At 62.5% G+C, this 11241-nt stretch carries 11 protein-coding genes; all 11 read left to right on the top strand.

Annotated features, from left to right (window positions below; all coding sequences use genetic code 11):
• Positions 1-73: 73 nt before the first annotated feature.
• The 11 genes from MTP43_RS13535 to MTP43_RS13485 all read left to right on the top strand — a co-directional run bounded on the left by MTP43_RS13535 (position 74) and on the right by MTP43_RS13485 (position 11211).
• Positions 74-772, top strand: coding sequence for a response regulator transcription factor (locus tag MTP43_RS13535; RefSeq protein WP_005921458.1), 699 nt, complete (start codon positions 74-76; stop codon positions 770-772).
• The gene (locus MTP43_RS13530) at positions 772-2301 is read left to right on the top strand and encodes a sensor histidine kinase (protein WP_113621598.1); all 1530 of its coding nucleotides are present in this window, start codon (positions 772-774) and stop codon (positions 2299-2301) included. Before MTP43_RS13535 ends, MTP43_RS13530 begins: the two co-directional genes overlap by 1 nt.
• A 212-nt stretch (positions 2302-2513) precedes the next feature.
• Positions 2514-2861 (top strand): hypothetical protein, encoded by a 348-nt coding sequence (locus MTP43_RS13525; RefSeq protein ID WP_147350013.1) that lies wholly within the window; start codon positions 2514-2516, stop codon positions 2859-2861.
• 9 nt (positions 2862-2870) lie between these two features.
• On the top strand, positions 2871-3521 hold the full coding sequence (rpe, locus tag MTP43_RS13520) for a ribulose-phosphate 3-epimerase (protein WP_113621596.1): 651 nt from the start codon (positions 2871-2873) through the stop codon (positions 3519-3521).
• 12 nt (positions 3522-3533) lie between these two features.
• Positions 3534-4553 carry an RnfABCDGE type electron transport complex subunit D gene (locus tag MTP43_RS13515; protein WP_113621595.1) on the top strand — a complete coding sequence of 340 codons (1020 nt, stop codon included), beginning with the start codon at positions 3534-3536 and terminating at the stop codon, positions 4551-4553.
• A complete protein-coding gene (locus tag MTP43_RS13510; RefSeq protein ID WP_129873221.1) occupies positions 4550-5275 on the top strand; it encodes an Rnf-Nqr domain containing protein in 726 nt (241 codons plus the stop codon). Before MTP43_RS13515 ends, MTP43_RS13510 begins: the two co-directional genes overlap by 4 nt.
• Positions 5272-5883 (top strand): Rnf-Nqr domain containing protein, encoded by a 612-nt coding sequence (locus MTP43_RS13505; RefSeq protein WP_117527779.1) that lies wholly within the window; start codon positions 5272-5274, stop codon positions 5881-5883. Before MTP43_RS13510 ends, MTP43_RS13505 begins: the two co-directional genes overlap by 4 nt.
• Positions 5884-5907: 24 nt before the next feature.
• Positions 5908-7008 carry a putative glycoside hydrolase gene (locus MTP43_RS13500; protein WP_117527777.1) on the top strand — a complete coding sequence of 367 codons (1101 nt, stop codon included), beginning with the start codon at positions 5908-5910 and terminating at the stop codon, positions 7006-7008.
• 127 nt (positions 7009-7135) lie between these two features.
• Positions 7136-8428, top strand: a complete 1293-nt coding sequence (locus tag MTP43_RS13495; RefSeq protein WP_117527775.1) for a DUF1015 domain-containing protein — start codon at positions 7136-7138, stop codon at positions 8426-8428.
• 12 nt (positions 8429-8440) lie between these two features.
• The gene (locus MTP43_RS13490) at positions 8441-10366 is read left to right on the top strand and encodes a DEAD/DEAH box helicase (protein WP_117527773.1); all 1926 of its coding nucleotides are present in this window, start codon (positions 8441-8443) and stop codon (positions 10364-10366) included.
• Complete coding sequence (locus MTP43_RS13485) at positions 10363-11211, top strand: putative RNA methyltransferase (protein WP_005921476.1); 849 nt, start codon at positions 10363-10365, stop codon at positions 11209-11211. Before MTP43_RS13490 ends, MTP43_RS13485 begins: the two co-directional genes overlap by 4 nt.
• Positions 11212-11241 lie beyond the last annotated feature (30 nt).

Raw genomic sequence — 11241 nt, 5'->3', positions numbered from 1 at the left:
GTAAGAGACTGCCAAAACGCCCGGAAGGGCTGCAAATACAACAAAAACCTGCATAAAAGGGGAGGAAATACCTATGGCAAACGAAAAGATCCTTGTGGTGGACGACGACGCCAACATCTGCGAGCTGCTGCGGCTGTACCTGACCAAGGAGGGCTATCAGGTCACGGTGGCAAACGATGGCGAAGAAGGACTGGAAAAGTTCAACGCGGTCAAGCCGGATATGGTGCTGCTGGACGTGATGATGCCCCGCATGGACGGTCTTGAGGTCTGCCGCCGCATCCGCAAGGCGGGCAACACTCCGGTGATGATGCTTACCGCCAAGGGCGAGACCTTTGACAAGGTGCTGGGCCTGGAGCTGGGCGCAGACGATTACATGGTCAAGCCCTTTGACGCAAAAGAGGTGGTGGCACGCATCAAGGCGGTGCTGCGCCGCTGCCAGACTACCTCCGCTGCCGCCGAGAGCACCGAGGGCGTTATTGAGTTCGACAACCTGCGGCTGGATATGAACAGCTACGAGCTGCGGGTCAAGGGCAAGGTGGTGGAGGCTCCCCCCAAGGAGCTGGAACTGCTGAACTGTCTGGCCTCCCACCCCAACCGCGTGTACACCCGCGACCAGCTGCTGGACGAGGTGTGGGGCTTTGAGTACTACGGCGACAGCCGCACCATTGATGTCCACGTCAAGCGCCTGCGCGAAAAGCTGGCCGGTGCTTCCGATAAGTGGGAACTGAAAACCGTCTGGGGCGTGGGCTATAAGTTCGAGGTGCGTCAATAATGCGTAAAAGTATCTCCACGGCCTTTTTCTCCATGGTGTCCACCCTGATGGTGCTGGGCATCGTGCTGATGGGCTGCTCGGAGTGGGTGCTGTTCAAGAATTATTTTGCGAAGGATCGCTACGAAACACTGGATCAGGTGGTAAACGTTGCCAAGCGCACCGCAGAGTATCTGGTAAACAGCGAGACCATGCCGCAGGGTGCAGAGCTGGACGCTTTGAACACCAAACTGGAGATCATCGGCGAGAGCGCCGAGGCCTATCTGTTTTTCACCGACCGACAGGGCAATGTGCTCATCGCCTCCGACCCGGACAAGCTTACCACCACCACCGTGCCGCTGGATATCTGCCAGCGCGCCAACGCAGTGGCTGACCCGGACGCCCGGCACTACCACGCTTTCGGCGATTTGGGCGGTGCCCTGACCGAAAAAAGCTATATCGCGGCGGTGGAGACCATCGACGACCAGAGCCTGTTCAGCGGCTGGTTGTTTTTGTGCTCCTCCGGCGCGCAGCTCACCGACTTCAAGCAGCAGTTCTGGTCGAACTTCCTCATGTCCGCCTGTGTGATGCTGCTGTGCGCCAGTGTGCTGACCCGCCTGTTGATGCGTCAGCTCACCGACCCGCTGCAGAAGGTGACCGATGCCGCCCAGCGCTTTGGCGGCGGCGACCTCTCTGTCCGCGTGGAGGGCGTGGAGGGCGATGGCGAGGTGGCAGACCTTGCCCGCACCTTCAACCAGATGGCGGAGAATATCCAGTCCAACGATAACTCCCGGGGTCAGTTCATGGGCAACATCGCCCACGAACTGCGCACCCCCATGACCACCATCAAGGGCTTTGTGGACGGCATTCTGGACGGCACCATCCCGCCCGAGATGCAGAACCACTACCTGCAGCTGGTCAGCGAGGAGACCGGCCGTCTGGCACGGCTCATCCAGAATATGCTGGATCTCTCCAAGCTGGAAAGCGGCGAGTATCAGGTGAACGCCCGGATGTTCAATATCTGGGAGACCCTGACCGGCGTGGCACTGGCGGCAGAGCAGCGCATCAATGACGGCATGATCGAGCTGGAAGGCCTGACCATGGATGAAAAGGTGCTGGTCTACGCCGACCCCGACCTGATCCATCAGGTGGCGTATAACCTGCTGGACAACGCCATCAAGTTCACCCCGGCGGGCGGCACCATCCGCTTCAGCGTAGAAAAGCTTGGCCCCGAAGCCGAGATCTCCATCTGGAACTCCGGGCAGGGCATCAGCCCGGAGGCGCTGCCCTATGTGTTCGAGCGGTTCTATAAAGAGGATCGCTCCCGCGGCCTGCACGCCCGTGGCTCCGGCCTTGGGCTGAACATCTGCAAGGTGCTGGTCAATCTGGCCGGCGGGCAGATCCGCGTGGAGAGTCAGCAGGGCGAGTGGTGCCGCTTTGTGTTCACCCTGCCCACCTGCTCCCCCAACCCCGGCGGCATGAAGCGCCTGCCGGACGCCGCCGGGCAGCCCGGCGCAGTAGAGGACCCCGCCAGCATGAAGCCGGTAGAATAAGACCCCGCAGCCAGACTGCCCCGCCCGGGCGGTCTGGCTGCTTTGGCGTTGTTGGAATAAAAATTCTGCTTACCGCTGTGACCCCCTCTTGTGAAAATGCGTTTGGAGCACTCCGCAGAGTGCGACAAACGCGGAATTAAAAATCTATTTTCCGCTGAATATGGCTAGCAACGACGACGACCGCCGCCAGCGGCGGAAACAGGGAGGAGTTGTTGGGGCAGCGGCCAGCAAGACGCGAGTGCCGCCCAAGGCACGAAGCGGATGCTGGGTGCCGCAACCCGGAAGCAGCGGAGGCCATTCCAAATCGTCCTGCTTCAAAGAAAGCTGCTGCAAAATGGCAAGCCTTCGGCGGCAGCTGCGCGGCACATGGAGATGCTGCCGCGCAATGGACTTTTTGCGCCATTTACGACTTTTCAGTGAAAAAAACGGCTGCGGGTTTGATTTTTTGGCCGTTTTCATGTAAACTAAAAGATAACCATGCCCGCGTATTTTTTGCCCGGCAGAACCCTGCAAAACGTGCAACGCATGGGATAAAAATTGCTAAAAATAACGGAGCGTAATGAAATATTATGGCCATGGTAAGTCCTTCGATTCTTTCTGCTGATTTTGGCAAGCTGGGTGCAGACTGCCGCATGGTGCTGGACGCCGGCGCACAGATGCTGCACTATGACGTGATGGACGGGCATTTTGTGCCCAACATCAGCTTTGGCGTGCCGGTGCTCAAAAGCCTGCACAAGGCGCTGCCGGATGCCTTTTATGACGTGCATCTGATGATCAGCCACCCGCTGCAATACGCCGAGCCCTTTATCAAGGCTGGTGCTACCCTGTATAATTTCCATCTGGAGTGCGAAGATGATATTCAGGCCACCATTGACGCCGTGCGTGCGCTGGGCTGTAAGGTGGGTCTGACCATTAAGCCCGGCACCCCGGCCGAGGCGCTGGCACCGTGGCTGGACCAGCTGGATCTGGTGCTGGTGATGAGCGTGGAGCCCGGCTTCGGCGGGCAGAAGTTCATGCCCTCGGCGCTGGACAAGCTCCGCTGGCTCAAGGCAGAGCGGGAAGCACGCGGCCTTTCCTACCTGCTGGAGGTGGACGGCGGCGTGGATGCCGCCACCGCACCCCTGTGCGTGGAAGCCGGAGCCGACGTGCTGGTGGCAGGCAGTGCCGTGTTCGGCGCCGCCGACCCTGCTGCGGCTGTGGGCGCACTGGCCAGCCTGTAAGGAGGCCCGTATATGGATGAAGCTTTGATCCAAGAGCAGGAGCGGCAGCTGCAAAAGACCGGCCGGTACTATAAGCACGTTTTCTGGCTGTGTGTGCCGCTGCTGTGCATGGCCTGCTATTTCTATGGGGCGCGTCCGCTGCTGCTGTGCGGCATCGCCCTGCTTACCGGCAACCTGTGCGACCGTCTGGTGGCGCTGCTGCGCCATCGGGTGTACACCAATAAAGATCTCTCCAACGAGAGCTTCAGCCTGATCATCGCCCTGCTCATGCCCGCCACTGTGGACATCTATGTGCTGGTGGTGGCAGTGCTGGCGGGCGTATTGATCGGCAAGGAGGTCTTTGGCGGCTACGGCAGCTATCCCTTCAACCCCGCTGCCGTGGGCTACGCCGTGGCGGCGGTATCGTGGCCGGAGCAGGTGGTGCGCTACCCGCAGCCCTATACGCCGCTGCCCCTGTGGAACGCCTCTGCTGTGCCGGTGAGCAGCACCATCGAGGATACCCTGCGCAGCGGCGGTATCCTGAACCTGAACGCCCTTGCCATCGCGCTGGGCGAGTTTGCCGCCCCCATGGGCACCGGCGCGGCGCTGGTCATTCTGGCCTGCGGCCTTGTGCTGTGGACCCAGAAGGACGTGCACATCGGCGCATCAGCAAGTTTTCTGATCACCTGCGGGCTCATCGCCTTCTTCTTCCCGCGTCAGGTGGGTTTGGCGGACAGCACCCTCTTCAGCAGCCTGCTGCCCCGCCTGCAGGGCATCCGGGACGAGCTGCACACCGGTGCGGTGCTGTTCTGTGCGGTGTTCCTGCTCAACGAACCCTACACCTGTGCCCACCACCGGCTTGGACGTATCCTGTACGGCGCCCTGGTGGGGGCTGCCACCATGGGCTTCCGCTATTTCGGCGTGTACGAGACCGGCGTCTGCTTTGCACTGCTGGCCGTCAACAGCGTGTCCGCGCTCATTGACCGCACCGAGGAGCGGCTGTACCGTCTGCTGCACCGTCTGCCGTCCGAACGAAAGGAGGCTGCGGAATGAAAAAGCGTACTGCGGAACTGATTTTAAAGGACCCCGAAAAGTTTGCCCATCACGACCGCGTGTTCCTGAATAACCCGGTGGTCATGCAGGGCATGGGTCTGGCACCGCTGGTGGTCGTGGCTACCACCGGCCAGAACGGCCTGATGCTGGCGGCGGCGGTGACGCTGCTGCTGGTGCCCTCCCGCGTGCTGGCCTGCCTGCTCAGCCGCCTTGTACCCCTGCGGGACGAGGAGCCTACCCCGGAGCAGCTGCAAAAAAAGCTGCTGCCCCGCGCACTTTTGTACGCAGCCAGCGCCGCTGTGGTGTACCTGGCGGCATATCCCATTTTGAACTTCGTGTTTGGCACCGGGCTTTTGAACCTTGGCATCTACCTGCCCATGCTGGTGGTGGAGCCGCTTCTGACCTACCGCTTCGGCCGCGTGCAGGAGACAGTGCACAAGGCTGTTTCCAAGGGCGTGCGCATCACCGTGGGCTACGCGCTGCTGCTGCTCGTGGTGGGCATCGTGCGCGAGTGGCTCAGCCTTGGCACCGTGTTTGGTGCCCCGGTGGGACGCTGGGCGCTGCTGCCGCTGGCCAAGATGCCGGCGGGCGGCTTTATCGTGCTGGGCATCCTGTGCGCCATCTGGCGCGCTGCGGCTGCAAAGCGCAAGGAATATCTGAAAAAGGAAGCACGGGATACCCTGACCGTGCACTACCAGAAGGAGGGGAACCGCGAACCGTGAAGGAAGTTGTAAGCAGCTCGGCAGTGTTTTTCAGCTATGCACTGCTGGCCATTTTTGCACAGAACGCTGTCTTTACCCGTGCACTGGGCGTGTCCCGCATGGTGCAGCTGGTGGGGGACGACCGCACCAGCAGCGCCTTGTTCGGCATGATGCTGTGCATCACGCAGGTGCTGGTGGCGCCGGTGGCTTTCCTTGCCGGGCGGTTCATTGCCCCGCTGGATAACCGCGCCCAGCTGCGCCCGCTGGTGTATATTGCCAGCATTGCCGTGGTGTGTCTGGCGGAGCATCTGGTGCTGTGGCTGCTGCGCAGCCTGCCCCGCCGCGCCCAGCTGCTGCGCATCGTGCCGCTGGCCGCGCTGAACAGCGGCGTGCTGGGCACGGTGCTGGTGGAGCGCACCCAGTCCTTTACCCTTGGCCAGAGCCTTGGCTTTGGCCTTGGCAGCGGCCTTGGCTATGTGCTGGCGGTGCTGCTGGTCACCGAGGCGCGCCACCGCCTGCGCAGCAGAGCCATCCCCAAGGCATTCCGCGGCCTGCCCATCACGCTGGTGTATATCGGCGTGCTGGCGCTGGCAATCTATGGCTTTACCGGACATTCCGTCATCCTGTAATGCAGACAGGGAGGAAAAGATACCATGGCTAAGTATAAACGTCAGAAGGTCAAGCATTATCACCGCAGCTTTTACAGCCGTGAAATGCGCGTCAAGCGCGGCATCGGCATCGTGGTGCTGGTGGCGGCAGTGCTGGCAGCCGCATGGTTTGCCGCACCCCATGTGCTGGATTGGGCCACCCACACCTGGTATACCGTGGTCAAGGATCGGGACTTAGAGGCCGAAAGCGCTTCCCGCGCCGAGGCAGCCGCCTCCTCTGCGGCGGCAAGCAGCGCTGCTGCTTCGCAGGCAGCGTCTGAGCCGGAGGAGGAAAAGCCGCTGGACGGCAAGGCCATTACCGGCGGCAGCTGGGCAGAGCTGGACGTGACCACCCTGACCGATGAAGCCGCCATCCGCACCGCCGCCCGGCAGCTGAAGCAGCAGGGCGCAGACTACGCCCTTGTCACTCTGAAGGACGCCGCTGGCACGGTGTACTACGCTTCCGGGGTGGCAGCCGCTGCCCAGAGCATCACGGAAAACCCGGTGGATGCGGCCAATATCGCCGCCATCCTGCGGGAGGAGGGCATTATCCCGGCGGCACAGCTTGCCGCCTTTACCGACCCGGTGTCGGTGTACACCGACCGCAGCATGGGCGTGCACTACGATGGCAACAGCCTCTGGCTGGACAACGTCAGCGCAGCCAAGGGCGGCAAGGCATGGATGAACCCCTTTGCCGCAAGCGCGGTGCAGTATGTCGGCGACCTCATTGAGGAGGTGCAGGGCATGGGCTACGAGCAGGTGGTGCTTACCGGGGTGCAGTTCCCCAATATCATCACCCGCAAGCAGGACTTCGGTGCCTCCGGCGGCAAGAGCCGGGAGGGACGCGCCGCCCAGCTGACGGCGGATATCGCCGCATGGCAGACCCGCTTTGCAGGCAGCGTGACCCTGTGGGTCAGCTACCCGGACGCACTGTGCACCGCCGCTACCGATGCCATTGGCACCACCGGCACGTCCCTTGGCATGGAAAACCTGCTGGTCACCAGCAGCACCGCACTGGATGCGGACAGCCGCGCTGCGCTGGAGCAGGCCGCTGCCGACGCCGGTGTGAAGCACGTTGTGGTGCACGATACCGCAGCGTTCCGCTGAGAAGCGGCTTTTATCGCAAGTCAAAAATTAGCGCAACATTCAAACAGCATATTTGCGATATGCAATTCAACGTTGTTGCTGTTGCATTAAAAAAGTTGAATTGCAATAAAGAGGGGAGGAAATGACTATGAAACCGACTACCTGTTTTGCACCCGCACACATCCTGCTGCCTTCGGAGCAGGTGCCGCTGGAGCAGTGGGGATGCATTGCCTGTGACCAGTTCACCAGTGACCGCAGCTACTGGCAGCGGGCAGAAAAGACCGCTGCGGGTGCGCCCAGCACCCTGAACCTGATCCTGCCGGAGGTGTATCTGGAGGACGGAGACGCCGACGCGCGGGTGGAAAAGATCCACGCCACCATGCAGGATTACGCCAAAAATGTGCTCACCCGGGCGGTGGACGGCTTTATCTATGTAGAGCGCACCGAGCAGAGCGGCCGGGTGCGGCAGGGTCTTGTAGGACGTGTGGACTTGGAGGCTTACAGCTACCGCCGGGGCGAAAAATGCACCGTGCGCCCCAGCGAGTGCACCGTGGAAAGCCGCATCCCGCCCCGCATGAAGGTGCGTACCGGCGCTGCGCTGGAAACGCCCCACATCATGATGCTGGCGGATGACCCGGACTGCACCCTCATCGAGCCCATTGCCGCCCACAAGGACAGCCTGCCCAAGGTGTACGAGGGCGAGCTGATGCTGGGCGGCGGCCATGTGGCAGGCTGGGCGGTGGAGGATCCCGCCCTCATCGCGCAGATCGAAAACGCGCTGACCGTGCTGGGCAGTCAGGAAGAATTTGACAAGAAATACCCCGATGCCACCCGCCGCGACCCGCTGACGCTGGCCGTGGGCGACGGCAACCATTCGCTGGCTACCGCAAAAGCCTGCTGGGAGGAGCTGAAAAAGACCCTGACCCCGGAGCAGGCAGAAAATCACCCCGCCCGCTGGTGTCTGGCAGAGGTGTGCAACGTGCACTCCCCGGCTATTGAGATCGAGCCCATCCACCGGGTACTGTTCAACGTGGACTGCGCCACTGTACTGCTGAGCCTGATTACATGGAGCGATTCCAACATGGTAGGCTGCTGCTTTGGCGGCAGCAAAAAGCAGCCCTTTACGCTGGCAGGCCCCCACATGGCCAATGTGCTCAGCTTTGAGGACCCCACCGAGCCGCTGACCGTGGGCACCATCGACGATTTTATTTCGGATTATATCGAGCGCCACCCGGAAGCAAAGGTGGACTATGTGCATGACGAACCGGCTGTGCGCGCTTTGTGCAAGCAGGGCGCGGTGGCGTTTTTGATGCCGCCCTTCGCCAAGAGCGACCTGTTCCGCGGCGTTGTGATGGGCGGTGTGCTGCCCCGCAAGACCTTCAGCATGGGACACGCGGAGGAAAAGCGTTACTACATCGAGTGCCGGAAGATCACAGAATAAAATAGGAGAACCATGACATTTAAAGAACTGAATCTGTCCGCCCCGCTGCTGCGTTCTGTGCAGGAAGCGGGCTACGAGACCCCCTCGCCCATTCAGGCAGCGGCCATCCCGCCGGTGCTGGCTGGCCGGGATCTGATGGGCTGCGCCCAGACCGGCACCGGCAAGACGGCGGCCTTTGCGCTGCCCATGCTGGATCGGCTCACCGCCAACGCACCCCGCCGCAAGGGCGCTGTCCGTGCGCTGATCCTGACCCCTACCCGGGAGCTGGCTTTGCAGATCGGCGAAAGCTTTGAAGCCTACGGCAAGTACCTGAAGCTGCGCAGCACCGTCATCTTTGGCGGCGTGGGACAGGCACCGCAGGTGGAAGCGCTGAAAAAGGGCGTGGACATCCTCATCGCCTGTCCGGGACGGCTGAACGACTTGATCGGGCAGGGCTTTATCGACCTGTCCGCTTTGGAGATCTTTGTGCTGGACGAGGCCGACCGGATGCTGGACATGGGCTTTGTCCATGACGTGAAAAAGGTCATTGCAAAGCTGCCCGCCCAGCGCCAGAACCTGATGTTCAGCGCCACCATGCCCGCCGAGATCGAGCAGCTGGCCGCCGGCATCCTGCACGAGCCTGCCTTTGTCAAGGTGGACCCGGTGTCCAGCACGGTCGACCGCATCCAGCAGAGCCTGTACTATGTGGAAAAGGGCAACAAAAAGCTTTTGCTGCCGTGGCTCATCAAAAATTTGCAGCCGCCGGTGGTCAACGCACTGGTGTTCAGCCGCACCAAGCACGGCGCGGATAAGATCGCAAAGGACCTGACCAAGCAGGGCATCCCCGCCGCCGCCATCCACGGCAACAAGAGCCAGACCGCCCGCGTCACCGCGCTGGAGGATTTCAAGTCCGGCAAGACCCGGGTGCTGGTGGCGACCGATATCGCCGCACGCGGCATTGATATCAGCGAGCTTTCCCATGTGTTCAACTACGACCTGCCCGAGGTGCCGGAGACCTATGTGCACCGCATTGGGCGCACTGCCCGCGCCGGTGCGGACGGCACCGCCGTCAGCTTCTGCGCCCCGGAGGAGCAGGAGTATCTGGCAGGCATCGAAAAGCTGAACCGCCGCAAGATCCCGGTGGTATCCGGCCATCCGTGGGACGGTGTGCCCGCCCCGGTGCGCCCGGTGCTGCCCGTGCGCGGCAAAAAGCCCCGCCCCGAAGCAGAAAAACCGGCCGAAGCACCGAAAAAACAGGCCGAAACTGCGCCCGCAAAAGCTGCAAAGGCAGCTGCGCCCGCGCCGAAGCAGGAGCCGAAGGCCGCAAAGAACGCGGTGCCTGCAAAACCGAAAAAAGAGGAAACATTGATGCAAGACAGCAACGCAAAGCGCGGGGTCCGCAACGACCGCCGCGCCAACAACCGGGGCGCAAACGCCCCCAAGGAGGCGGCAGCGCCCCGCACCCGCCGCGAGAATGCCGCCCCCGCCCGGGGCAGCAACGCCCAGCCCAAGTTTGACCCCCATTTTGTCAGCGCCCCGGAGGCCACCCCGCTGCGCCCGGCACGCAAGATCCCTGCCGCCCCGGCAGCACCCGCCATCCGCAGCGCACAGGAGCTCCAGAATAACCAGAACGCAAACCGCAGCGGCAGCCGCCGCAACGACCGCAGCGACCGGGGTGAACAGCGCAATGCCCGCCCTGCGGCCCAGAGCAATAACGCCCGCCCTGCCCGCAGCGAGCGCGGCAATGCCGGTAGCCAGAGCCGCACCGGCAGCGCACCCCGTGCCCCCAAGGCCGAGCCTGCCCGCCGCGGCCGCAATGCCGCCGCCCGGGACGAGGACCCGGGGCTGATGCTCATCAGCCGCCGCCCGCCCCAGCAGAAGTATACCAGCTTTGAGGAGTATATGGACGCCCACGGCGGTGCCACCGCACCCATTGAGGATCACAGCGAAGAAGTATGAGCCGGAACGAAGCCTTTACCCCGTGGCGGTGCCCCCTGTGCGGCGGTGCGTTGCAAGGGGAGAACGATCTGAAATGTGAAAAAGGCCACTGTTTTGACCGCGCCCGGGAGGGCTACTGGCATCTTTTGCCGGTGCAGAGTATGCGAACCAAAGCCCCCGGGGACAGCAAGGAGATGGTAGCTGCCCGCCGCGCCTTCCTGAACGCCGGATATTACGGCATCTTCGGGCAGGCGCTGGGGGAGCTGTGCCTTGCCCACGGCGTGCCCGCCGCGAAGGACGCCCCGCTGCATCTGCTGGATGCAGGCTGCGGCGAGGGCTGGTACGACCGCTGCATCGCGCAGCAGTTCGCGGCGGCAGAAAAGCCGCTGCAGCTGGCCGGGTTCGATATCGCAAAGCCCGCGGTGCGGTTGGCGGCAAAGGCGCTGCCCGCCGCGCAGTACGCGGTGGCGTCCAGCTTCAGCCAGCCGGTGCGCACCGGCTGGGCAGACGTGCTGCTGAACTGCTTTTCGCCCTTTGCACAGGAGGAGTTCAGCCGGGTGCTGCGCCCGGGCGGGCGCATGATCTACGTTGTGCCGGGGGCAGAGCATCTGTACCAGATGAAGGCCGTGCTCTACGAAAAGCCCTACAAAAACCCGGTGCAGCAGGTGGAGTACCCGGGCTTCCGCGCCATTGATGAGCGGGAGGTGCAGGGAACCATCACCGTGCCCGCCGCCCAGCTGGAAGCCCTGTTTGCCATGACCCCCTACTACTGGAAAACGCCCCGCGACGGTGCTGCCCGCCTTGCGGCTCTGCCGCAGCTGACCACTACCATCGCTTTCCGCTTTCTGGTGTTTGAAAAGCTGTAATAAGATAAAAAGGACTGCCGTGCAGAGTGC

This window comes from Faecalibacterium sp. IP-1-18 (assembly GCF_023347355.1).
Lineage (GTDB): Bacteria > Bacillota > Clostridia > Oscillospirales > Ruminococcaceae > Faecalibacterium > Faecalibacterium prausnitzii.
Note: the sequence above shows the minus strand (reverse complement) of the source record. Positions and strands in the feature narration are given on the sequence as shown.

What these genes read in the sequence shown, in the direction of transcription:
- MTP43_RS13535 (WP_005921458.1), top strand. Translation starts at nt 74, where the DNA reads ATGGCAAACGAAAAGATCCTTGTGGTGGACGACGACGCCAACATCTGC.
- MTP43_RS13530 (WP_113621598.1), top strand. Translation starts at nt 772, where the DNA reads ATGCGTAAAAGTATCTCCACGGCCTTTTTCTCCATGGTGTCCACCCTG.
- rpe (WP_113621596.1), top strand. Translation starts at nt 2,871, where the DNA reads ATGGCCATGGTAAGTCCTTCGATTCTTTCTGCTGATTTTGGCAAGCTG.
- MTP43_RS13515 (WP_113621595.1), top strand. Translation starts at nt 3,534, where the DNA reads ATGGATGAAGCTTTGATCCAAGAGCAGGAGCGGCAGCTGCAAAAGACC.
- MTP43_RS13510 (WP_129873221.1), top strand. Translation starts at nt 4,550, where the DNA reads ATGAAAAAGCGTACTGCGGAACTGATTTTAAAGGACCCCGAAAAGTTT.
- MTP43_RS13500 (WP_117527777.1), top strand. Translation starts at nt 5,908, where the DNA reads ATGGCTAAGTATAAACGTCAGAAGGTCAAGCATTATCACCGCAGCTTT.
- MTP43_RS13495 (WP_117527775.1), top strand. Translation starts at nt 7,136, where the DNA reads ATGAAACCGACTACCTGTTTTGCACCCGCACACATCCTGCTGCCTTCG.
- MTP43_RS13490 (WP_117527773.1), top strand. Translation starts at nt 8,441, where the DNA reads ATGACATTTAAAGAACTGAATCTGTCCGCCCCGCTGCTGCGTTCTGTG.
- MTP43_RS13485 (WP_005921476.1), top strand. Translation starts at nt 10,363, where the DNA reads ATGAGCCGGAACGAAGCCTTTACCCCGTGGCGGTGCCCCCTGTGCGGC.